A 23,260-nucleotide genomic window follows, 5' to 3' on the forward strand; every position below is an offset into this window, starting at 1 on the left:
AAATAGTGCAGATGTATGGTGTGCCCGAAAGATAATCATTTGCTTTCCTCCGAGCTTGCAGCCCCATTTTCCATCGGTTCCGTGCCTATCCGAAATCGCGTGATTCTGGCGCCGATGTCGGGTGTAACCGATCTGCCCTTCCGGCAGCTCGCTTTGCGTTACGGTGCCGGCCTGGTCGTCACGGAAATGGTGGCAAGCCGCGAACTCGTGCAGGATACGGCCGAATCATGGGCGCGTCTGAAGAGTGCCGGATTGAAGCCGCACATGGTGCAGCTTGCCGGCCGCGAGGCGTATTGGATGGCGGAGGCGGCCAAGATCGCTGCCGACAATGGTGCCGATATCATTGATATCAACATGGGATGCCCGGCCAAGAAGGTGATCGGCGGCTATTCCGGCTCGGCGCTGATGCGCGATCCGGATCACGCGCTAACGTTGATCGAGGCGACGGTCGGTGCAGTGAACATCCCGGTGACACTGAAAATGCGGCTCGGCTGGGATGAGAATTCCATCAACGCGCCACACATAGCTCGCCGCGCCGAGGAGGCCGGTATCCAGCTCGTCACCATTCACGGCCGCACGCGCATGCAGTTCTATGAGGGCAGGGCGGATTGGGATGCGATCCTTGCCGTCCGCGACGTCATCTCCATTCCGCTTGTCGCCAACGGCGATGTCGAGACGGCAGAGGACGCGCAGGAGATTCTGCGCCGCTCCGGCGCCGACGCCGTCATGATCGGCCGCGGCTGCCAGGGCCGTCCCTGGCATGCCGGCGTTCTGGCCGGCCATCGCGAGCCGGAGCGTCAGGAGATCGCCGATATCGCGCTCGAACATTACGGGATGATGCTGGAGTTTTATGGCGAAGCCGTGGGTATTCGCCATGCCCGCAAGCATCTGGCCTGGTATCTCGAACGTTACGCGCCGGCAACGACGGGTGCCGACAAGGCGAAAATCATGACGTCGAAAGAGAGCGGCGAGGTGGCGGCATTGTTCCATGCGGCGCTGCGGACGGGCGCCGATCTCGCCCAATGCATTCAGGAGGCGGCATGACTTCGAAATCCAGCTCCGGGGCCGGTGACAACGCCACCAATTCCGTGGCGATGGCCGTTCTCAACGCGATCCAGAACCCGGTCGTCATGGTCGACGAGGCGGGTCTCATTGCCTTTGCCAACTGGGAGGCCGAAGCCTTCTTCGGCGCCAGTGCCTCGCATTTGTCGCGCTACAAGATTTCGACCTTTATCCCCTTCGGCAGCCCTTTGCTGGCGCTGATCGACCAGGTGCGCGAGCGGCGCGGACCCGTCAACGAGTATCGTGTCGACCTCAGTTCGCCGCGTCTCGGACAGGATAAGCTGGTGGATCTTTACGTAGCGCCGGTTTCCAGCGAGCCCGGCTCCGTAGTGGTGGTGTTCCAGGAGCGCTCGATGGCTGACAAGATCGACCGGCAATTGACGCATCGTGCCGCCGCCCGCTCGGTCACTGGCCTTGCCTCCATGCTGGCGCATGAGATCAAGAACCCGCTGTCGGGCATTCGCGGCGCCGCCCAGCTCCTCGAACAGTCGGTTGAGGATGACGACCGCGCACTGACGCGCCTTATCTGCGACGAGACCGATCGCATCGTTTCACTGGTCGACCGTATGGAAGTCTTTTCGGACGAGCGGCCGGTTGATCGCGTCCCCGTCAATATCCATTCCGTGCTCGATCATGTGAAGGCCGTCGCCAAGGCCGGCTTCGCCCGCAACATCAAGATTTCCGAGAATTACGACCCGTCGCTGCCGGCGGTTTTTGCGAACCGGGATCAGCTCGTTCAGGTCTTCCTCAATCTGGTGAAGAACGCCGCCGAAGCGGTCGGCGACCGTCAGGATGGCGAGATCATGCTGACGACGGCCTATCGCCCCGGCATCCGGCTCTCGGTTGCCGGTACGCGGGAGAAAATCTCCCTGCCGCTAGAATTCTGCGTCATCGATAATGGCCCCGGCGTGCCGGCCGATCTCGTGCCGCATCTTTTCGATCCGTTCATCACCACCAAGACGAATGGAACCGGTCTCGGCCTCGCGCTGGTCGCCAAGATCATCGGCGATCACGGCGGCATCGTCGAATGCGACAGCCAGAACCATCGCACCACATTCCGTGTTTTGATGCCTGCCTCCAAGGGCATCACCCCAGAAGACGCCCCCCTTCCGAACTCTACAGGGACTACTCGATGACAGCCACGATCCTTGTCGCCGATGACGATGCGGCCATCCGTACCGTGCTCAATCAAGCCTTGAGCCGCGCAGGTTACGATGTACGTATCACGTCCAACGCTGCCACGCTCTGGCGTTGGGTCTCCGCCGGCGAAGGCGACCTTGTCGTAACCGACGTCGTCATGCCCGACGAAAATGCCTTCGATCTGCTGCCGCGCATCAAGAAGGCGAGACCGGATCTGCCGGTCTTGGTCATGAGCGCGCAGAACACCTTCATGACGGCGATCAAGGCGTCCGAAAAGGGCGCCTACGACTATCTGCCGAAGCCGTTCGACCTCACGGAACTGATCGCAATCGTCGGTCGCGCCCTGTCCGAGCCGAAGCGCAAGCCGGCGAAGATCGACGATGACATACAGGACGGCATGCCGCTTGTTGGCCGTTCCGCCGCGATGCAGGAAATCTATCGCGTGCTCGCGCGCCTGATGCAGACCGATCTGACGCTGATGATCACCGGTGAATCCGGTACGGGCAAGGAACTCGTGGCGCGCGCCCTGCATGACTATGGCAAGCGCCGCAATGGTCCTTTCGTGGCCATCAACATGGCTGCGATCCCGCGCGACCTGATCGAATCCGAGCTCTTCGGTCATGAAAAGGGCGCCTTCACAGGCGCACAGGCGCGCTCCACTGGTCGTTTCGAGCAGGCCGAGGGTGGCACGCTGTTTCTCGACGAAATCGGCGATATGCCGATGGACGCGCAGACGCGCCTGCTGCGCGTGCTGCAGCAGGGTGAGTACACGACCGTCGGCGGCCGCACGCCGATCCGCACCGACGTTCGTATCGTTGCGGCCACCAACAAGGATCTGAAACAGGCGATCAATCAGGGTCTGTTCCGCGAGGACCTCTATTATCGCCTCAACGTCGTACCGCTGCGCCTGCCGCCGCTGCGCGATCGCGCCGAGGATATCCCCGATCTCGTGCGCCATTTCGTGCAGCAGGCCGAAAAGGAAGGCTTGGGTTCCAAGCGCTTCGACCAGGAAGCGCTCGAATTGATGAAGGCCTATCCGTGGCCCGGCAACGTGCGCGAACTGGAAAACTTGATCCGCCGGCTGATGGCGCTTTATCCGCAGGATGTCATCACCAAGGAGATCATCGATGCGGAACTGCGCGCCGACGTGCCTGACAGCCCCATCGAAAAGGGGCCGGTTCGCACCGGCACCATGACCATCGCCCAGGCGGTGGAAGAGAATATGCGGACCTATTTTGCCGGATTTGGCGACAATCTTCCGCCGCCCGGCCTTTATGATCGCGTTTTGACGGAAATGGAATATCCGCTGATCCTTGCCGCATTGACCGCCACACGCGGCAATCAGATCAAGGCTGCCGATCTTCTCGGGCTGAACCGCAATACGCTGCGCAAAAAGATCAGAGAACTGGGAGTTTCGGTCTACAGAAGCTCCCGCACGGCTTGACAAGGCAATCCGAAGCGTTGCATTTTCGCCACAATGCGTTGCTTAAAGGTCACGCAGCAGATTCGTCGTTTTAGCGATGGCGATTCGTCTGACGTATTTCTATTTTAGATGGAATTCGTCCGATTTTTCAGTCTATTGCAACGATGATTTGAAGTAATTGTTTCGCTTTCGGGTGAGATCGAACGAGAGCTTCCGCCTCCCGTTGTCGTCCGTGCTGGCGCCAAAATCGTGGTTGCGCGGATTGAACGGGGCGCCGACTGTCGTTCGGGCGTGGAGATGATTGAAATGACCAAGGACGCAGTGTCGCCGGCGGCGAGCGACGAGGCGGTTGTCAAGGTGACAGACCGTCGTGCTTCCTTTGCGCTGCCTGGCCTCGTCTTGGCCGGCGGCGCGTTGCTGTGCGCAATCGCCACGCTGCTGATGCTTCTCGGGCTGACGCCCGTCGCCCCCACGTCCTCGGTCGTTTTCACCTCGGTCGTCATCAACGGCTTGTTCGTGCTGGGATTGATCGCGCTGATCGCGCGGGAAGTCGCCCGGCTGATGAAGGCGCGCAGCCGCGGCAGGGCGGCAGCACGTCTGCATATCCGCATCGTCGCCCTCTTTTCGATCGTGGCGATCACGCCGGCAATTCTGGTCGCCATCGTTGCGAGCTTGACGCTGAATGTGGGCCTCGACCGCTGGTTCGGCGTGCGCACGCAGCAGATCATCAGCTCCTCGCAGAATGTCGCGCAGGCCTATCTGATGGAAAATGCGAGCTATCTGCAGGGCCAGACGGTTTCGATGGCGAACGATCTGGAGCGCAATCGTTCGCTTTACAGTCTGGATCGTACCGGCTTTGCCGATTTGATGACCCGCCAGGCCCGGGGGCGCGGCTTGCTCGGCGCTTTCCTCGTGCGCCGCGACGGCAGCGCCATCGTCCAGGCGGAAATCAAGACCGAGCGGCCGCTGCCGGCCATTCCGAAGGACGCACTCGACTCGTCGGCCAATGGTCAGCCGACGCTCATTCCACCCGGTGTGACCAACCTCGTCGGCGCGGTCATCAAGCTGGATGAAATCCCGGGCTCGTTCCTCTACACGGTGCGTGCCGTCGACCCGCGGGTCATGAACGCCATGCGGATGGTCGAGGACAACACCGCCGAATACAAGGCGATGGAAGAGGGGCGCATGTCGCTCCAGATCGCCTTCGCCGTGCTCTACATCGGCTTTGCGCTCATCGTGCTGCTGGCCGCAATCTGGACCGCGATCGCCATTGCCGACCGTATCGTGCGGCCGATCCGCCTCCTTATCAGCGCTGCCGACAATGTGGCCTCGGGCAATATGAATGTACTGGTGCCGGTGCGCTCCGCAGACGGTGACGTCGGCAGCCTCTCGCGCACCTTCAACAAGATGATCTCGGAAATCCGCACCCAGCGCGATGAAATCCTGGAGGCGAAGGACGAGGTCGACGACCGCCGCCGCTTCATCGAGGCGGTGCTGTCGGGCGTGACGGCGGCTGTGATCGGCGTCGAGCACGATCGGCGCATCACCATCGTCAACACGTCGGCCGAAGATCTGCTGGCGCTGAAAAGCGACGAGCTGATCGGCAAGAATCTGGCTGAGATCGCCCCCGAAGTCGAACAGGTGGTGACGGAAGCTACGACACGTCATCGCAATGATTTCCGCAAGCAGATCAGCCTCGTTCGCGGCGGAACCGTGCGCACGCTCAGCGTCCAGGTAACGCGTGAGGAAACGCGCGATAGCAACGAATCCTATGTGATCACCCTCGACGACATCACCGATCTGGTCATCGCGCAGCGCTCGACCGCCTGGGCCGACGTCGCGCGTCGCATCGCCCATGAAATCAAGAACCCGCTGACGCCGATCCAGCTGTCGGCCGAGCGTATCCGCCGCCGTTTCGGCAAGAACATCGCCGAGGCTGACCGTCCAGTTTTCGACCAGTGCACGGACACCATCATCCGGCAGGTGGGCGATATCGGCCGCATGGTCGACGAATTCTCGTCCTTTGCCCGCATGCCGAAGCCGACCATGGAGCCGAGCGATTTGCGCGACATTCTGCGGGATGCCGTGTTCCTGCGCGAGATGGGCAACAATCACGTGAAGTTCCAACGTGAGCTGGGCGATGAACGGCTGGAAGGCATGTTCGATACGCGAATGCTTGGGCAGGCATTCGGCAATCTGATCAAGAACGCCGTCGAAGCGATCGAAGGCGTGCCGAGCGATCAGGCGCGCGAGCAGCCGCAAGTCCTCGTGCGAGCATCTCTGGATCCGGAACGCGATCGTTTCACCGTCGATGTCATCGACAACGGCCGCGGCCTTCCGGTGGAGAACCGGCACAGCATTCTCGAACCCTACATGACGATGCGCGAGAAGGGCACCGGCCTCGGACTCGCCATCGTCAAGAAGATCATTGAAGACCACGGCGGGCAGCTCGAACTTCACGACGCTCCCGCAGAATTCGACCAGGGCAGGGGGGCCATGATCCGCGTGCATTTGCCGCGCCGTGAGCAAGCCGCCGTCGCCCAGCCAGCAAGTGACAAGGAAAGCGTCTATGGCATCTGATATTCTCGTAGTCGACGACGAGGAAGATATTCGCGAAATCGTTTCGGGAATTCTCTCGGATGAGGGGCACGAAACCCGCACGGCGCATGACAGCGACAGTGCGCTCGCCGCAATTTCCGATCGAGCGCCGCGTCTGATCTTCCTCGATATCTGGATGCAGGGCAGCAAGCTCGACGGCCTCGCATTGCTCGACGAAATCAAGGCACGCCATCCCGAGTTGCCCGTGGTCATGATCTCCGGTCACGGCAATATCGAGACGGCGGTTTCCGCCATCAAGCGCGGCGCCTTCGACTTCATCGAAAAGCCGTTCAAGGCCGATCGCCTGATCTTGATTGCCGAGCGCGCGCTGGAGAATTCCAAGCTGAAGCGCGAGGTCTCCGAGCTGAAGCGCCGCACCGGCGATGCCGTGGAGCTGATCGGCACCTCGGTTGCCGTTTCGCAGCTGCGCCAGACGATCGACAAGGTCTCCCCGACCAACAGCCGCGTCATGATCTTCGGTCCTTCCGGTTCCGGCAAGGAACTTGTGGCCCGGATGATGCACAAGAAGTCGACCCGCGCCAACGGTCCGTTCGTGGCGCTGAATGCAGCGACGATTACGCCCGAGCGTATGGAAATCGCGCTGTTCGGCACCGAGGGTTCGCCAGGCCAGGCGCGCAAGATCGGCGCTCTGGAAGAGGCCCATCGCGGCATCCTCTACCTCGACGAGGTCGGCGAAATGCCGCGCGAGACGCAGAACAAAATCCTGCGCGTGCTGGTCGATCAGCAGTTCGAGCGCGTCGGCGGTTCGAAGCGGGTGAAGGTGGACGTGCGCATCATCTCGTCCACGGCCTATAATCTTGAAAGCCACATCGCCGAAGGCCTGTTCCGCGAAGATCTCTATCATCGCCTCGCCGTCGTTCCGGTTCGTGTTCCGGCGCTTGCCGAGCGGCGGGAAGACATTCCTTTCCTCGTCGATCAGCTCATGCGGCAGATTTCCGAACAGGCCGGTATTCGTCCGCGCCGGATCGGCGATGATGCCATGGCGGTGCTGCAGGCGCATGACTGGCCGGGCAACATCCGCCAGCTGCGCAACAATATCGAACGGCTGATGATCCTGGCGCGCTCGGACGGCGCGGATACGCCGATCACGGCCGAAATGCTGCCGACCGATCTTGGTGACATGCTACCGAAGGTCTCCGCCAAGAATGACTATCACATCATGACGTTGCCGCTGCGCGAAGCACGCGAAATGTTCGAGCGTGATTATCTCATCGCCCAGATCAATCGCTTCGGCGGCAATATCTCGCGCACGGCGGAGTTCGTCGGCATGGAGCGTTCGGCGCTGCATCGCAAGCTGAAGTCGCTCGGCGTCTGAGCGGCTACCCGGCAATTCGAAATTACAGAGTTCTGATCAGGGGATTCCATGCCGAGAATAGCTTATGTGAATGGTCGCTACGTGAACCACAGCGATGCCGCCGTGCATATCGAGGATCGCGGCTATCAGTTCGCCGATGGCGTCTATGAGGTTTGCGAGGTTCGTCATGGCGTGATCGTCGACCTGACGCGCCATCTCGATCGCCTCAACCGCTCGCTGAGCGAACTGCGTATCGCCTGGCCGATGACGCGCTCGGCACTGATCCTTGTGATTCGCGAGACGCTGCGACGCAATCATGTCCGCAACGGCTTGTTCTACCTGCAGGTGACGCGCGGCGTCGCCCGGCGCGACCACGTCTTCCCGCCGACCGGTACGCCATCCTCGATCGTCGTTACCGCCAAGAGCACAGACCAATCCGTTATCGCCAAGAAGAATGCCAATGGCATCAAGGCGATCACAGTCCGTGACAACCGCTGGGATCGGGTCGATATCAAGTCAGTCGGCTTGCTTTCAAATGCCATGGCCCGCCAGCAGGCTAAGGAGGCCGGTGCGCAGGAAGCGATCTATATCGACCACAACGGCATGGTGAAGGAAGGGGCGGCCACGAACGTCTGGATCGTCGATCACGACGGAAATCTCGTTACCCGTCCAGCCGAACACGGCATTCTGCGGGGCATCACCCGCACGACCCTGATGGACGTTGCAGCCAAACTCGGTGTGACGATCGTCGAGCGATTCTTCTCGGTCGAGGAGATGATGGAGGCGCGTGAAGTGTTCATTACGGCTGCGACAAGCATATGTTTTCCGGTTGTTTCCATCGATGGCGAAACCATCGCCAACGGCCATCCGGGCGGCATGTCACAGAAAATTCGCGAAGCCTTTTTCGACGTTGCGGAAAAGACTGCGATTTGATACCAACATGCGCTGGGTAGGAGAGAATGAGGGTATCTCCTGTTCGGGACCTCTGTATATTATGATATTTCACCGGCTTAGGTCGGCAAAAAAGAAAGAAGCGGCGCGATGGCGGAACGTTCTCAGAACTTGCAGGACTTGTTTCTCAATACTGTTCGCAAGCAAAAGATTTCATTGACAATTTTCTTGATCAACGGCGTGAAGCTCACAGGTGTCGTGACCTCGTTCGACAATTTCTGCGTTCTGCTCCGCCGCGACGGCCATTCGCAGCTGGTTTACAAGCACGCGATTTCGACGATCATGCCGGGTCAGCCGATGCAGATGTTCGAGAGCGAAGAAGCCGCATCCTAACTGGGACTTGCTACTATCACGACACGCGATACCAAAAACGATTCCCTCATTCCGGAGTCCGTAAAGCACCGGGATGACATGCGCGCTGTCGTAGTCGTCCCTGTTTTGAAGCAGGGGCGCTCGGCGCGTTCCGCCCAAGCGGACAGCGCCATCTCCGTTTCGCGCCCGCCGGAAAGCAGGCTGGAAGAGGCCAAGGGGCTTGCGCTCGCCATCGATCTCGATGTCGTCAACGGTTCTATCGTGCCGATCAACGATCCGCGCCCGGCAACGCTGCTTGGAACCGGCAAAATCGAGGAAATCCTCGCACTGCTCGACGAGTTCAATGCCGGCCTCGTCATCGTCGATCATCCTTTGACGCCGGTGCAGCAGCGCAATCTCGAGAAGGCGTGGAACGCCAAGGTCATCGACCGCACCGGCCTCATCCTTGAAATCTTCGGCCGCCGCGCCTCCACCAAGGAAGGTACGCTGCAGGTCGAGCTTGCGCATCTGAACTATCAGAAGGGCCGCCTGGTTCGCAGCTGGACCCACCTTGAACGCCAGCGCGGCGGTGCAGGCTTCATGGGCGGCCCCGGTGAAACGCAGATCGAAGCCGACCGGCGCATGCTGCAGGAGCGGATCATCCGGCTGGAGCGCGAGCTGGAGCAGGTTGTCCGAACTCGTCAGCTGCATCGCGCCAAGCGCCGCAAGGTGCCGCATCCGATCGTGGCTCTGGTTGGCTATACCAATGCCGGCAAGTCGACGCTGTTCAACCGTATCACCGGCGCCGGCGTTCTCGCTGAAGACATGCTGTTTGCAACGCTCGACCCGACGCTGCGCCGCATGAAGCTGCCGCATGGCCGCACCGTCATTCTCTCCGATACCGTCGGCTTCATTTCCGACCTTCCGACTCACCTTGTGGCGGCGTTTCGTGCGACATTGGAAGAGGTTCTGGAAGCCGACCTCATCCTGCATGTGCGCGATCTCTCGGATGATGACAATCAGGCCCAGAGCGCCGATGTCATGCGCATTCTCGGCGATCTCGGCATCGGCGAAGCCGAAGGCGCTGAGCGCATTCTCGAGGTCTGGAACAAGATCGACCGTCTGGAGCCGGAGGCGCACGACGCCATCGTGCAGAAGGCGTCGACGGCTGAGAACGTCATTGCCGTTTCGGCCATAAGCGGCGAGGGCGTCGATCGCCTGATGGGGGAAATCAGCCGACGCCTTTCCGGCGTGCTGACGGAAACGACGATCACGCTGCCGGTGGAAAAGCTGGCGCTGCTGCCCTGGCTCTACAATCACGCCATCGTCGATAACCGCGAGGACAATGAGGACGGCACGGTTACGCTCGATGTCCGCCTGACGGAGACCGAGGCGAGTGAACTGGAACGGCGTATGGGCAATGGCCCGAAGCCGCAGCGCGAGGACTGGGAATAAATCACTTCCAGGAAAAGTGCGCAGCGGTTTTCCGTCCGGAATGCGAGAAGAAAAGCTCTAAGCGGCTTTACGCCGTCCTGACGCCCGTCAGCTGCCGTTCGATAGCCTTGGCCGACTGCCAGATCTCCTCCATCCGCTCCAGCGAGGCGCCCTCGAGTGTCTCGCCTTCAGCTTCGAGCGTCGTCTCGATGTGATGGAAGCGGCGGCGGAACTTCGTGTTCGTGCCGCGCAGGGCCTGCTCAGGATCGGTATTCACATGACGACCGATATTGACGACGGCAAAGATCAGGTCGCCGAGTTCGTCGCTGACCTTGGCCTTATCGCCGCTTGCAAGCGCTGCCCGCAATTCGCCGATCTCCTCTTCGATCTTGTCGAGGATCGGCTCCGGTGCAGACCAGTCGAAGCCGACTTTGGCGGCCCGCTCTTGAAGCTTCAATGCTTCCGTCAGGGCAGGGAAACTCCGCTGCACCGAGCCCAGGTAGCCGGCCTTGAAATCTTCGACAATGCCGCTCTTGTGCCGGCGTTCGGCCCGCTCGCGCTTCTCTTCGGCCTTGATCCGATCCCATTGCAGCGTCACCGCATCCTCGGTCTTGGCGTCCGAGACCGCAAAGACATGCGGATGACGGCGGATCATCTTGCGGGTGATGGCATGCACGACGTCGCCGAAGGAAAAGGCTCCGGCCTCCTCGGCGATCCGCGCATGGAACACGACCTGAAGCAGGAGATCGCCGAGCTCGTCGCAAAGATCGTCCGTATCCTTGCGCTCGATCGCGTCCGCGACCTCATAGGCCTCTTCGATCGTATAGGGCTTGATGGTTTCGAAGGTCTGGACGATATCCCAGGGGCAGCCGCTCTCGGGGTTTCGCAGCGCCGCCATGATGTCGATCAGGCCGGAAATGTCTCGCGATGCTTCCATCGTTGCCTCGGGTCTTGCTGAACTCAATTCAGGGGGATGTCGTTGTCGCTCTTCGACGCCTGGTAGCTGTCGGACAGTCCGGCATAGGCTGCCTTGATGCGCGCCGTCTGCTCCTTCAGCACGCCTTTGCGCGGCTCCGCTTCCGTCACCACAAGATCGGAGATGGCAAAGCTGTTCCAGAACGCATTCTGCCTCTTGTAGCCGCCCGGCTCCAGGCCGAAAACTTCCTTCAGGATCTTGAGATCGTGCGGAATGGCGAAGGCGTCCCGAGAATCTTCGTGGCTGAAGAAATAGTAGAAATTGTCGAAACCGGCCCAGGTGATGGCCGACATGCACATGGTGCAGGGTTCGTGGGTCGACAGGAAGATCAGATCCTTGGTCGCCGGCTTCTCTCCCAGTTCGTAGAAGCGCTTCAGCGCATGCACTTCCCCGTGCCAGAGCGGATTTTCCAGCTCGTTGTTCGTCTCGGCGATAACGAGCGAAAGGTCGGATTTGCGCAAAATGGCAGCACCGAAAACCTTGTTGCCGGCCGCTACGCCCTTGCGGGTCAGCGGCAGGATGTCGTGCTCCACGACATCGAGAAGGCGGGCTGCGATGGTATTGTCAGACAAGGATTTGCTCCGAAGATTTGGCGCCAGTCTACCGGGATTGCCAATGCGGCGGAATGCGCAAATGACGTATGGACCAAGTTTGTCACAGGCAATAAAATTGCGGCAGCTGTAAGTCAATGATAAAAGTCTATAGATTTCCTGTATTTAACCTAATCTGCTCGTCTGGTGAGTTTTGCTCAAATCCCTGCCATGTCGAGCAAAAGAATACGGACTCATCGAAGCATTAGAATTTCTGTTTCTTCAATCTGTTGACCGCTACGGCGATATTCGGTGCATCTTGAACTGGAATGACGATGCCTCCCAGGACTGAACAGCTTTCGGTATTTCCCGCCTTCTTCCGTATCGACGGAAGGATTGCGGCCGTTTTTGGCGATGGCGACGAAGCCTTCGCCAAAGCGCGATTGCTGATGAACACGCAGGCGAAAATCGTTGCTTACGTACAGGCGCCCGAGGCTGACTATCATGCATTCCTTATCGCCAATCGTATCGAGATGGTGCGGGGTGATTTCTCAGTCGCCCAGGTCCAGGGTGCGACGCTTGTCTTCGCCGCCACCGGCGACGCCGAGACGGATCGGCGGATTGTCGATGCGGCCCGCACGGAGCGAATTCCAGCAAACGCTGTCGATCAGCCCGATTATTGCGATTTCTATACGCCGGCTCTCGTCAATCGCGCCCCTGTGGCCGTTGCCATCGGCACCGAGGGTGCGGGTCCCGTACTGGCGCAGATGATCCGTGCGCAGATCGACCAAATGCTGTCGCCTTCGCTCGGCAAGCTGGCGGATTTGGCGACGCGCTTCCGCAGGCCGGTCGAGCATCTCGTGCCGCGCGGTGTCGCGCGCCGTGTCTTCTGGCGTCGCTTCTTTTCCGGGCCGGTTGCTGACGCCGTCAACGCCGGCTATCTGCCTCAAGCGCAGCAGGCGGCTGATGAGCTGTTGCGATCGGCACGCGAAGTCGAAGGCCGGGTATGGCTTGTGGGCGCCGGTCCGGGCGCTGAAGATTTGCTGACGTTGCGCGCGCACCGTGTGATGATGGAAGCCGATGTCATCGTGTATGACGCCCTGGTGCCGCAGGCGATCGTCGATATGGGGCGGCGCGATGCCGAGCGCCTGTCAGTCGGCAAGCGCAAGGGATGCCATAGCAAGTCGCAGGAAGAGATCAACGATCTGCTGGTTCAGCTCGGCCGTGAAGGCAAGCGTGTCGTACGGCTGAAGTCGGGTGATCCGCTGGTCTATGGGCGCGCGGGCGAGGAAATGGCAGCTCTGCGTGCCGCCGGTATTGGCTATGAGATCGTTCCCGGCATCACATCCGCTTTCGCCGCTGCCGCCGACTTCGAATTGCCGCTGACGCTGCGCGGCGTCGCTTCGTCGCTGGTCTTCACGACGGGGCATGATCTGACCGGCGATGTGCTGCCGGATTGGGCGAGCCTTGCCGTATCCGGTGCGACGATCGCCGTCTATATGGGGCGTACGGTTGCTGCTTCCGTCGCCGGTCGGCTGATGCAAGCCGGCCTGCCGCCCGAGACAACCGTTGCCATCATCGAGAATGCCAGCCGTCGCGACCGTCGCCTGATGCACGGTATATTGCGGGACCTGCCTGACCTCGAGCATCATGATGAATTGAGCGGGCCGGTCATGGTCATCATCGGCGATGCCGTCGCCGGTGCGAATTTCGAACAATCCGAGCCGCTGGTCCGTCGAGAGACCGTTGCTCAAGACTATGCAAGGAGCTGATTGATGGTCGACAAGGTTCTGACCGCAAACCGGCTTACCGATGGCGTCGCCGTTTGGCTGAACGCGAACGGTGAGTGGGCGACATCGCTGCAGGACGCCCTGGTTGCGCGTCATGCCGAAGCCGAGGCTTCGTTGGAAGCGATCGGCAAGCAGGCCTATGCCGACAACAAGGTCGTCGATGTCAACCTGATCGACGTTCGCGAAACCGATGGCAAGCTCTGGCCGTTGCGCCTGCGCGAGCGTATTCGTGCCGAAGGCCCCACGATGGAATATGCACCGGGTTACGCCGCGGCCGATCCCGAATTCATTGCAGTCTGAGAAGTCCCGAGGAAATCATGTATCGTTACGACGAATTCGACCACGCCTTTGTTGCGGAACGTGTCGCACAGTTCCGCGATCAGGTGGAGCGACGCCTCTCGGGTGAGCTTTCGGAAGATGCCTTCAAGCCGCTGCGCCTGATGAACGGCGTTTATCTGCAGCTGCATGCCTATATGCTGCGCATCGCCATTCCCTATGGCACGCTGAGCTCGCGCCAGATGCGCATGCTCGCGCACGTCGCCCGCACCTATGACCGCGGTTATGGCCACTTCACGACGCGCCAGAACCTGCAGTTCAACTGGCCGAAGCTGTCCGAGATGCCTGACGCGCTGGCTGACCTTGCTTCCGTAGAGATGCATGCGATCCAGACCTCGGGCAACTGCATTCGCAACGTGACTGCCGATCACTTCGCCGGCGCTGCGGCCGACGAAGTCGCCGATCCCAGACCCTATGCCGAAATTCTGCGGCAATGGTCATCGGTCCATCCGGAGTTCTCGTTCCTGCCGCGCAAATTCAAGATCGCCGTCACCGGCGCCGAGCGCGACCGCGCCGCGATCCAGGTGCATGACATCGGCCTGCATCTGAAAAAGAACGACAAAGGCGAGATCGGCTTTGCCGTTTACGTCGGGGGCGGGCAGGGCCGTACGCCGCTGGTTGCCAAGCTGATCCGCGATTTCCTGCCGGAAGAAGATCTTCTCTCCTACACGACCGCGATCATGCGCGTTTACAATCTGCATGGCCGCCGGGACAACAAGTACAAGGCGCGTATCAAGATCCTGGTTCATGAAATCGGTGCCGAGGAACTGGCGCGTCAGGTCGAAGTCGAGTTCGACAAGCTCAAGGACACCGAGCTGAAGCTGCCGGAAGCCGACGTTCAGGCGATTTCTGCCTATTTTGCGCCGCCGGCGCTGCCAGAGCGGGCCGAGGGCTGGGAAAGCCTTGCGCGCTGGAAAAAGGCCGATCCGGCCTTCGCGCGCTGGGTGCGGCAGAATGTGCAGCCGCACAAGAACCCCGACTACGGCATGGTCACGATTTCGCTGAAGCCGATCGGCGGCATTCCGGGCGACGCTACCGATGTGCAGATGGATGCCGTGGCCGACATCGCTGAGGAATATGCCTTCGATGAAATCCGCGTGAGCCACGAGCAGAACCTCATCCTGCCGCATGTGGCGCTCGCCGATCTCGAAGCGGTTTATCGCGGCCTAGTTGCCATTGGCCTCGAAACGGCGAACGCCGGCCTGATCACCGATATCATTGCCTGTCCTGGCCTCGATTATTGCGCCCTTGCCAATGCGCGCTCGATTCCGGTTGCGCAGGAGATTTCCACGCGCTTCGGTTCGCCCGAGCGTCAGGCTGAAATCGGCGAGCTGAAGATCAAGATCTCAGGCTGCATCAACGCCTGCGGTCACCACCATGTCGGCCATATTGGTTTGCTGGGCGTGGAGAAGAAGGGCGCCGAGCTCTATCAGATCACGCTCGGCGGTTCAGGCGATGAGCATACCTCGATCGGCGAGATCATCGGCCGCGGTTTCGAGCCTGATAAGGTCACCGATGCCATCGAGACCATCGTCGATACTTACCTCGGCTTGCGTCTGGATCCCTCCGAGATTTTCCTCGATGCCTACCGCCGTGTCGGACCGCAGCCTTTCAAGGAAGCGCTCTATGGCTCGTCTTCGGCAGCAGAAGCGGCGTAAGGGGAAATGAGCATGACGAAGATTTGGCGGGAAATCGGTTTTGTCGAAAACGATCCATGGATGATCGAGACGGATGAGGTGAAGGTGACGGAAACGCAAAAGCCGTTGCTTGGCCTCGATGCCCTGATCGCAAAGGCGGAAGACAGCAACGAGCTTGGCCTTGGTGTCGTCATAAAGCCGGCAGACGATGTTACCAAGCTTCAGCCTTACCTTGATCGCCTTGCGATCGTTGCGGTTGCGTTTCCGGCCTTCAACGACGGCCGTGCCTTCAGCCATGCTTCGCTGCTCCGCCAGCGCCTCGGTTATACGAGCGAGTTGCGGGCCGTCGGGGATGTGCTGATCGATCAGATTCCGTTGATGCTGCGCGTCGGCATCGACAGTTTCGCGGTCACCAATGAAACGGCATTGAAGCGGCTGTCGGAAAATCGGCTACCAGGTATTCCGCACTATTATCAGCCAACCGCGCGGCCTGCCGAAGCCGGGCAGGCCTATAGCTGGCGACGGCTGCCGGCAAAGTCGGCTTGATTTCTGCAGGCTTGGGATTGCGGCGATTTGACAGTGTCGGATTGCCGTATTTGGGCCTCTCGATAAATGTAATGTCGGCGATCTGGAATCTTGACTGAAGTATACGTATTTCAGTCTCATGCCGCCGGATGGAATGGAATGCCTTCCAAAACCGGCTATATTATAATATCAGCATCGCGAAATGAGCCTGCCAGGAAAGACGTGCAAGATTAATACGGGATCCGAGACAGAATGAACGCCCCCGCCAAATCAGATGAATTTGCTTCAGCAGTCCCAGCCGGCGTTTTCGCCGAGAAGGTGCTGAGCGTCACGCATTATACCGACCGGCTCTTTCGCTTCACGATGACGAGGCCGCAAGGCTTCCGGTTCCGCTCCGGCGAGTTTGCCATGATCGGCCTGATGGTCGACGGCAAGCCGCTTTATCGCGCCTATTCGATCGCAAGCCCTGCCTGGGCGGACGAGCTCGAGTTCTTTTCGATCAAGGTGTCGGACGGCCCGCTGACATCGCACCTGCAGAACATCAAGCCGGGCGATGAAGTGCTGATGCGCAAGAAGCCGACGGGCACGCTGGTCCTCGATGCGCTGACGCCGGGCAGGCGTCTCTACATGTTCTCGACCGGCACCGGCATTGCACCTTTTGCGAGCCTGATCCGCGATCCCGAGACCTATGAGAAGTTCGAGGAAGTCATTCTCACCCATACGACGCGCGATGTCGCCGAGCTGAAATACGGTTTTGACCTTGTCGAAGAGATCCGCAACGACGAACTCCTGAGCGAAGTCGTCGGCGACAAGCTGCGTCATTACGCAACCGTCACCCGCGAGGATTTCCCCTTTACCGGCCGCATTACCGATCTCATCGAGAACGGCAAGCTCTTCAGCGATCTTGGCGTACCCGCCCTCGATATCGCCACCGACCGCGGCATGATCTGCGGCTCCTCGGCGATGCTGAAGGACACGAAGGATCTGCTCGAAAAGGCCGGTCTCACCGAAGGTGCGAACAGCAAACCGGCCGAATTCGTCATCGAACGCGCCTTTGTCGGCTAGTCCGATCGGCATCGGTGAAAAAGGCGGTCTCGGCAACGAGGCCGCCTTTTTCATAGCTCGCTCAGGTGGTCGATCAGCGACGCCATGGCAACGCGAGCATTGCTGGCATCGCCCTCACGAATGGCTCCGATAGCCCGAATGTGCATCGCTATCGCGCGATCCATGCGCTCAGCGGCTCCAGTGGAATACCATAGCCGGCGCGCATGCGTTTGCACCGGCCCGAGAGCCGAGGTGATGAAGTTGTTGGGGCAGGCGTCTTCCAGGATCTCGTCGAATGTCTTGTCGGCGGCAAAGAAGCCGGGCAGGTCGCCCGTTACCGCGCAGTCGGCCATTACGCGCGCGCATTGCTGCAACTGGTCCCGTTGCCGCTCGTCGGCATGAACGGCAGCGAGTGCGGCCGCGATGGGTTCCAGCTCTCGTCTCACCTGCATGACATGCCGATGATCGTCGGGGCGAATCTCCGCGATCTGCAGACCTACGCGCGGCCGCACATAGATCAGTCCCTGCCAGGCAAGCTTCTGGATCGCCTCGCGTACGGGAGTTCGCCCTTGGCCGGCCAACTCGATCAGCTGCTTTTCGGTAACGAGCGCGCCAGGCTCAAGGGTAAGCGTCACGATCTGATGCTCAAGCGCCAGATAAGCGAGATGGCTAAGCGAATTCTGCATGCAACATGTCCGACCCGGCTGATTTGGCGCACAGTGTCACCTCGCGTTGTCGAAGGCAACTGCATGTGATATATCACAATAAGCGCTTGCCGCCGAAAATTGCCTCGGCTTAGCGGGCTTGCCCGACCAGACGGGAAGGTGGCCTGCACCCGTCATTTCGCAACTGATGCAGATAGTCTCGCGCTTAGAGCTCGATGCTGGAAGACTGCTGTGGTGGCTTGCGCTTGGCAGCCATCAACAGGTCCAGCTCCGTGGCCGACGGGCCGAATTTATAGAACAGTCGTTTCGCTTCCTCGTCGTCCAGGCGGTATTTTCGCGCAAATTCGGCGATGCTGTAAGGGCGACCGCGAACGACCTTGCGCGTTGGCATCCGATTGGTGTTTTCCGTCATGCTTCCAACCTCCTCTTCGGCTCCCTATCTTTATAGATAGGGTCGCGGATGATGTCGGAAAGGCCTTGGCGCGCGTTGCGGCAACGGAATACAACAAAAAAGGGAAGACATTCCGTCTTCCCTTTCCCTCTTTCCCAATGTGGGCGGCTCCGCCTGGATCGGCCGTTAGCGCCTGATCAAGCGACCGACGAAAATTAGAATGCACGCGCCGACAAAACCAGTGATCAAGTAATTGATCAAGGCGCTGTTGAAAGGCAGCGTGAGGCCGACTTGCCTGAACAGCCAACTTGCCACGATTGCGCCGACAATACCTAGAACAATGTTCATGAAGATGCCGGTATTGCTCTTCATGATCATTTCAGCGAACCAGCCAGCAAGGCCACCAATAATAATTGCTGCAATCCAACCGACTTCCATAAGGTCCTCCTGAGACTCGGCGGGTTGTTCATATGCGCCAATATACACTAAAAACGATTCGCACCCCAAATCATTGCGAGGTGTGCGAGCGAATCCCTTCGTTGCAATCCCGATTATTGAGGGAAATTGTTACGGTTGTTCCGGCCGTATGAAACTGAGTGGGCGCCCGCGCAGCTTTTCTCATGACTAGAATTTCCGGCTAGAGCCCGCTGTCCCGGAAGTTTCGGAGCAAGGGCTGTTGTTTTGAGGATTTGGAGATGAGGAAAAAGCGCGATTGAGCGGCCGCAACCTCAATTTATGGGTTGACCGCAATGGGGCGTCTGCATATGTTCCGCCCACTTCCAGCCGGGGCGGAAACGCCCGCGGAGAGGGAGAGCGTAGCTCAGTCGGTAGAGCAACTGACTTTTAATCAGTAGGTCATGGGTTCGAATCCCATCGCTCTCACCATAGAATACTGTGTCCAGCCCGGAGACATAGGTAACAAAACGTACCTAAGACATGGGTGACAATCTCGAGCCGAACGGATTGTCGATGGTTTGCAAGGTTCTCTGTTCCAAGTCGATATATCCCAGATCATAATGCATGAAGCTGACGAGCCAAATGCCGTCGTCGACTTCCGTGATTCCGAGTTTCTGGCCGGCCATTACGGTCGATATGTTGATCTTCTTGCGGTAGATGCAGATGCGGCCGCAATTGGTCACCAGCGCCTCTCGATCATGGAAGGGGTAGTTGATCTCCGGCAGGCCTTGATAGGGGCGCGAGGAAGTGACGTAGAGATCTGCGGGCACCTTCATGTTGAGCGCCTCGTGCGGCCGCTGCTGATTGAATTCGCTGACGAAAGCGTCGAAGCGAGCCTGCTGCTGGAGAGTGTTTTTGCCAGACGGCTTGGTCGCCTCCTTCTTCAGCGTGAGGTGCATGCGCTCATGCCGGCCGTTTTCTTGTGGACGGCCCGGCCTGATGCGCTCCAGCGTGATGCCGAGTCTGAGCCACCACACCGACAGCCTCGAGAGATTGTAGAGCCCGTTTGGGCTGGCAAAGGGCAAGCCATTGTCGCTGCGGATCGCGAGCGGCAGGCCACGCTCGGCAAACAGCCGGCGGAACGCCTCGAAGACGCCCACCTCTTTTGTCGATTCGAAGGCTTCGCAAGCAAGCAGAAAGCGCGAGGCCTGGTCGGTGACCGTCAGGGGGTAACAGTACTGTCCGTCGCCGAGCTTGAACTCGCCCTTGAAGTCGGCGCACCACAGATCGTTCGGCATCGGTGCTTGTGACAACGCCGTTCCCTCGGCTCGATGTCGGTGTCGTTTGCGCGCATGGGCGACCAGTCCATGGCGGTCGAGAATGGCATGCACCGTGCTTTTGGCGGGGATGCGCACATCGCCGGCAAGCCGCTTCACCAACAGCTCGCGGATCTTGCGCGCACCCCAATGCGGCTTGTCTTTCTTGAGCCGCACGATCATCGCCTCGACCGGCACGGGCAACTGATTGGCGTAGCGAACCGGGCGGCGCGACCGATCCGTCAGCGCCTCCAGGCCGTCGTCCTTATAGCGATTGAAGATCTTGTAGCCGGTCTTGCGCGAAATGCCGAACTCCCGGCACACATCGCTCATGCCTTCGCCCTCAAGCAGCCGGGCGACAAATCGTAGACGTTCCTCCATCACCGAAGCCTCTCTCCACGGCATCAACACCTCCCGCCAAAAAGCCAGAAGTGTTACCCATGTCTCCGGTACAAAATGTCACCTATCTCTCAGGTCGGGCACTGCCATTGCAGTGATTTTCTCAGATATCTGCAGGATTTTGAACGGTTTGTTACTTCCAGGCTGCCGTTCGAAGATGACGTGCGGTATGGTCGCAGTGTCAAAGCGCAGGCGAACTCTCTGGCAAAGGCTTTCCCAGTGGTCGCAATCTACATAAGATAAGCCAACTAATAATCCCATGACAAAGCAATCTTATGATTGCCCGGCGATGCGTCCGGGGAGTATAGGGGAAGCATGGGCGGTGTCGCTTGCCTCGAGCGAATTACCGCAATTGTTTCAGACTTTTGCTGTTGCTCAGGCCCCACTTTCGATGCTGAAATGGTGGTCGCAGCTGCGGCGGCATGACCGGTGGAATGTGTCGGTCCGGTCGTAAGATACCTGCCGATGACGAGCTGATCGATAAAGACGGTGGACGCATGATGGAATTCTTGGCTGAGCTGTCTTCGTGGGAAATCTACGCAACGGTTTGCGGGCTGCTGGGCATCCTCGGGATTGTTTTCGGTGCGATCGCCAGGAAGAAGTTTGCGATGGCTCCGAGCGTGTTGCCTCTGCTTGCGATCGCCATGACGACGCCCCTCACGGAGCGGCTTGTCCTGCCATATCTTGCGGATCGCTATCCGGTTGTCTTCGCCAACAAGGATCTGCCCAAGAAAATCGATCCGCAAATCACGCTGAAGAAAATAGATCTGACGGATCGAATTTATAGTTATTTCTATGATTTGGACGTCGATGACGACTGGTTCGACGCTCCGCTCGTCAAATCGGCCCAACTCTCTGATCTATGCAATTTCCTGGTGCCGAAATTCGATTCAGGCGAGGCGTCTTTGGCCAATTACATCTACCAGTTGAAGGGCAAGGATTATTCCTTCTCGGTCGATAGCTCCGACTGCTCGTAAGAGCTTTGACCGAACTGGTGCGAGGCCGAAAGTATTTCACAGTCGGAGTATTCTGCTCTCGCTTCAGCGATCGCCGTCGCACCGGGGCGATGAATGCGCTCCGGCCGGGCGCCTTAGGCTATCGCCGAAAGGGCAACGATAGCCGCAACGGCTAGCCTGCCGAAGACCGGCAGCAATATGAGCATGGCGAGCCGAGCAAGCTTCCCCTTCTCGATTGAAGTCATGATCGAATTCCCTATAAGCTTGCGAAACGGAAACACTCAACTTCGCGATGTGCAGTATCACTCGGTGTATCGTGATTCTGGATGACGCTGAAACTATGGCGCGCCGGACGGAAGGGACGCTCTTGTCGCTGATCCGCGCAATGGGCCGGTGAACGGCATGCCGACCCGGCAATAAAAGAACTCAAACCGCAGCGCAAACAACCGTCCGCCGAATGTACGCTTGCCCACGCCCGGCTGCGATGGCTCCCTTGCGCTGGTTGCAGGCAAAGCTCTGGGAATATTTCAAGCAAGTGAGGAGTGCTGTAGTGGCCACTATCGTTTCGCGCGCACAACTTCCCGCGTCTTGGGAGAAGATCTCACGAGAATCATAGGGTTTGCTATCGTCGCTGTCTCAGCAGTGGCTCCTGCTTCTTGCGCCGAAGCGGTCAACTTTGCCGCCATGACAACAGCAAAGTTGATTTGCGACTAAGGCGAAACTGCGGATCTTACGATTTTCCGCCGTTCTTCTTGCAGTCGCTGCGGAACTTGGCGCGAGCTTTTCCATGCAGGCCCTTGGCATCTGCCTGCGCCGAGCATGCCTTGGAAATGTCAGTCTGGGCGGGCTTCATAGCCTTTGGCGCGGTCATAGCCTTTGGCGTTGTCGTAGTGGACGTTGCAGGGGCGGTCGTTGTTGTACTGGGTTTCGTCGTCGTGGTGCTGGGCGTCGCTGTTTGCGCCATGGCGCTTACGCTGAAAAGTGCGGCAAAGGCTGCAGTCGTGAGCATACTAACGAATCGCATAGGGTCTTTCCTCCGCTAACTACCTGGGGTGGAATGCACGTTGTTGGACGAACTTTGTCAGCTTGAACCAATATTTTAGCAAAAGCAAATCGTTCGTTGGATAGTTCTGCGGCCGTTGGTCGCGTCCCGCATCCTCCGGGTCTTGGTAACGGAAGCGCTGCTCAGTTGCTTGTTTTGAAGCCTCTCGCTCCTGTTCCGCTCGAAAAGGTGATTGGCTTTCCGGCGGCCGCAACGCTAGGAAGAGGGTGAAATGACATAGCCGGAGTCCATCGTGTCGCTTGCCGATATTTCGATCCTCAGTGCCTTGATTGCCGGGGCGCTTTCGTTTCTTTCGCCTTGCGTGCTACCGCTTGTGCCGCCTTATCTCTGCTACATGGCCGGGATTTCCGTGGAGCAGTTTCGCGGCGGCGGAGCGGCCGTCGCAGCGGGGCCTGGTGTCCGCAGCAACGTGCTGATGTCGGCGCTCTTCTTCACGCTGGGGTTCGCCACCGTGTTTATCGCGCTCGGTGCCGGCGCTTCCTCCATCGGCCTGCTGCTGCGCCAGCATCTCGATCTTCTCGCGAAGATTGGCGGCATCATCATCGTCGTCATGGGATTGAATTTCCTCGGCGTGTTCCGCATCGGCCTTCTCGCTCGCGAGGCGCGCTTTCAGAGCGGCGGCAAGCCGGCGACCTTGACCGGCGCCTACATTATGGGGCTTGCTTTCGCTTTCGGCTGGACGCCCTGCATCGGGCCGGTGCTTGGGGCTATTCTCGGCGTCGCGGCGTCGCGCGAAACGGTTGGCGCCGGTGCCGGCTTGCTCGCGGTCTATTCTTTGGGGCTTGCCATTCCGTTCTGGATCGCGGCCGGTTTTTCCGGCGCTTTCATGCGCTTTCTCTCCCGCTTCCGCCGCCATCTTGGCACGGTCGAGAAGCTCATGGGCGGCCTTCTGGTGCTCACCGGTCTGGCCTTCATCTTCGGTTATGTCAGCGACATGGCAATCTGGTTTCAGCAGACCTTTCCGATCCTGATGAAGATCGGCTAGGCCCGCAATATCTGCCCTCGCCATTTTGACAGGGTGG

At 59.4% G+C, this 23,260-nt stretch carries 22 protein-coding genes and 1 tRNA gene; 16 read left to right on the forward strand and 7 right to left on the reverse strand.

Features of this window, described 5'->3' with window-relative positions:
- Window positions 1–15: 15 nt before the first annotated feature.
- From dusB to hflX, 8 genes are all read left to right on the forward strand, one after another.
- On the forward strand, window positions 16–1,044 hold the full coding sequence (dusB, locus tag RHSP_RS15545; RefSeq protein WP_004118824.1) for a tRNA dihydrouridine synthase DusB: 1,029 nt from the start codon (window positions 16–18) through the stop codon (window positions 1,042–1,044).
- The gene (locus RHSP_RS15550; protein WP_004118830.1) at window positions 1,041–2,198 is read left to right on the forward strand and encodes a two-component system sensor histidine kinase NtrB; all 1,158 of its coding nucleotides are present in this window, start codon (window positions 1,041–1,043) and stop codon (window positions 2,196–2,198) included. Before dusB ends, RHSP_RS15550 begins: the two co-directional genes overlap by 4 nt.
- Window positions 2,195–3,646, forward strand: coding sequence for a nitrogen regulation protein NR(I) (ntrC, locus tag RHSP_RS15555; RefSeq protein WP_004118834.1), 1,452 nt, complete (start codon window positions 2,195–2,197; stop codon window positions 3,644–3,646). Before RHSP_RS15550 ends, ntrC begins: the two co-directional genes overlap by 4 nt.
- 285 nt (window positions 3,647–3,931) lie before the next feature.
- Window positions 3,932–6,205: a sensor histidine kinase NtrY-like gene (locus RHSP_RS15560; protein WP_037152247.1), complete on the forward strand. Its 2,274-nt coding sequence runs from the start codon at window positions 3,932–3,934 to the stop codon at window positions 6,203–6,205.
- Window positions 6,195–7,559, forward strand: coding sequence for a nitrogen assimilation response regulator NtrX (gene ntrX / locus RHSP_RS15565; protein ID WP_004118842.1), 1,365 nt, complete (start codon window positions 6,195–6,197; stop codon window positions 7,557–7,559). The genes RHSP_RS15560 and ntrX overlap by 11 nt, the downstream gene beginning before the upstream one ends.
- A 48-nt stretch (window positions 7,560–7,607) precedes the next feature.
- Complete coding sequence (locus RHSP_RS15570) at window positions 7,608–8,471, forward strand: D-amino-acid transaminase (protein WP_037152250.1); 864 nt, start codon at window positions 7,608–7,610, stop codon at window positions 8,469–8,471.
- Between the two features lie 108 nt (window positions 8,472–8,579).
- Window positions 8,580–8,822, forward strand: a complete 243-nt coding sequence (hfq, locus tag RHSP_RS15575) for an RNA chaperone Hfq (RefSeq protein ID WP_003539403.1) — start codon at window positions 8,580–8,582, stop codon at window positions 8,820–8,822.
- A 78-nt stretch (window positions 8,823–8,900) separates the two neighbouring features.
- The gene (gene hflX / locus RHSP_RS15580) at window positions 8,901–10,235 is read left to right on the forward strand and encodes a GTPase HflX (RefSeq protein ID WP_037152253.1); all 1,335 of its coding nucleotides are present in this window, start codon (window positions 8,901–8,903) and stop codon (window positions 10,233–10,235) included.
- A 67-nt stretch (window positions 10,236–10,302) separates the two neighbouring features.
- Here hflX and mazG read toward each other — a convergent pair whose 3' ends face one another.
- Entirely contained in the window at window positions 10,303–11,151 is an 849-nt protein-coding gene (mazG, locus tag RHSP_RS15585) for a nucleoside triphosphate pyrophosphohydrolase (RefSeq protein ID WP_037152256.1), read from the reverse strand.
- 23 nt (window positions 11,152–11,174) lie between these two features.
- Window positions 11,175–11,762, reverse strand: a complete 588-nt coding sequence (locus RHSP_RS15590) for a deaminase (RefSeq protein WP_037152259.1) — start codon at window positions 11,760–11,762, stop codon at window positions 11,175–11,177.
- 287 nt (window positions 11,763–12,049) lie between these two features.
- On the opposite strand from RHSP_RS15590, the gene cysG reads away from it, so the two are divergent.
- The 5 genes from cysG (at window position 12,050) to RHSP_RS15615 (ending at window position 17,073) form a co-directional block, all read left to right on the forward strand.
- Window positions 12,050–13,492, forward strand: coding sequence for a siroheme synthase CysG (gene cysG, locus RHSP_RS15595; protein WP_004118849.1), 1,443 nt, complete (start codon window positions 12,050–12,052; stop codon window positions 13,490–13,492).
- Window positions 13,493–13,495: 3 nt separating this feature from the next.
- Entirely contained in the window at window positions 13,496–13,810 is a 315-nt protein-coding gene (locus tag RHSP_RS15600; protein ID WP_037152261.1) for a DUF2849 domain-containing protein, read from the forward strand.
- A gap of 17 nt (window positions 13,811–13,827) precedes the next feature.
- Window positions 13,828–15,504 (forward strand): nitrite/sulfite reductase, encoded by a 1,677-nt coding sequence (locus RHSP_RS15605; protein WP_037152264.1) that lies wholly within the window; start codon window positions 13,828–13,830, stop codon window positions 15,502–15,504.
- Window positions 15,505–15,516: 12 nt separating this feature from the next.
- Entirely contained in the window at window positions 15,517–16,029 is a 513-nt protein-coding gene (locus RHSP_RS15610) for a DUF934 domain-containing protein (protein WP_004118851.1), read from the forward strand.
- Between the two features lie 231 nt (window positions 16,030–16,260).
- Window positions 16,261–17,073 carry a ferredoxin--NADP reductase gene (locus tag RHSP_RS15615; protein WP_004118852.1) on the forward strand — a complete coding sequence of 271 codons (813 nt, stop codon included), beginning with the start codon at window positions 16,261–16,263 and terminating at the stop codon, window positions 17,071–17,073.
- 50 nt (window positions 17,074–17,123) lie between these two features.
- Here the strand turns inward: RHSP_RS15615 and RHSP_RS15620 are convergent, their stop codons facing one another.
- The 3 genes from RHSP_RS15620 to RHSP_RS15630 form a co-directional block, all read right to left on the reverse strand.
- Entirely contained in the window at window positions 17,124–17,738 is a 615-nt protein-coding gene (locus tag RHSP_RS15620; RefSeq protein ID WP_004118853.1) for a GntR family transcriptional regulator, read from the reverse strand.
- A 184-nt stretch (window positions 17,739–17,922) separates the two neighbouring features.
- Window positions 17,923–18,129, reverse strand: coding sequence for a hypothetical protein (locus RHSP_RS15625; protein ID WP_037152268.1), 207 nt, complete (start codon window positions 18,127–18,129; stop codon window positions 17,923–17,925).
- 165 nt (window positions 18,130–18,294) lie between these two features.
- Window positions 18,295–18,546, reverse strand: coding sequence for a GlsB/YeaQ/YmgE family stress response membrane protein (locus RHSP_RS15630; RefSeq protein WP_004118854.1), 252 nt, complete (start codon window positions 18,544–18,546; stop codon window positions 18,295–18,297).
- Window positions 18,547–18,917: 371 nt separating this feature from the next.
- Here RHSP_RS15630 and RHSP_RS15635 point away from each other — a divergent pair.
- Window positions 18,918–18,993: transfer RNA gene (locus RHSP_RS15635), tRNA-Lys, on the forward strand.
- A 44-nt stretch (window positions 18,994–19,037) separates the two neighbouring features.
- Here RHSP_RS15635 and RHSP_RS15640 read toward each other — a convergent pair.
- Window positions 19,038–20,225 carry an IS481 family transposase gene (locus RHSP_RS15640; RefSeq protein WP_004125765.1) on the reverse strand — a complete coding sequence of 396 codons (1,188 nt, stop codon included), beginning with the start codon at window positions 20,223–20,225 and terminating at the stop codon, window positions 19,038–19,040.
- Between the two features lie 494 nt (window positions 20,226–20,719).
- On the opposite strand from RHSP_RS15640, the gene RHSP_RS15645 reads away from it, so the two are divergent.
- The gene (locus RHSP_RS15645) at window positions 20,720–21,196 is read left to right on the forward strand and encodes a hypothetical protein (protein WP_240535437.1); all 477 of its coding nucleotides are present in this window, start codon (window positions 20,720–20,722) and stop codon (window positions 21,194–21,196) included.
- Between the two features lie 709 nt (window positions 21,197–21,905).
- Here the strand turns inward: RHSP_RS15645 and RHSP_RS33640 are convergent.
- Window positions 21,906–22,199 carry a PsiF family protein gene (locus RHSP_RS33640; RefSeq protein WP_081615321.1) on the reverse strand — a complete coding sequence of 98 codons (294 nt, stop codon included), beginning with the start codon at window positions 22,197–22,199 and terminating at the stop codon, window positions 21,906–21,908.
- 271 nt (window positions 22,200–22,470) lie between these two features.
- On the opposite strand from RHSP_RS33640, the gene RHSP_RS15655 reads away from it, so the two are divergent.
- Window positions 22,471–23,223 carry a cytochrome c biogenesis CcdA family protein gene (locus RHSP_RS15655; protein ID WP_004118861.1) on the forward strand — a complete coding sequence of 251 codons (753 nt, stop codon included), beginning with the start codon at window positions 22,471–22,473 and terminating at the stop codon, window positions 23,221–23,223.
- Window positions 23,224–23,260: the final 37 nt, after the last annotated feature.

Source organism: Rhizobium freirei PRF 81 (genome assembly GCF_000359745.1).
In the GTDB taxonomy this organism is placed as follows: Bacteria; Pseudomonadota; Alphaproteobacteria; order Rhizobiales; family Rhizobiaceae; genus Rhizobium; species Rhizobium freirei.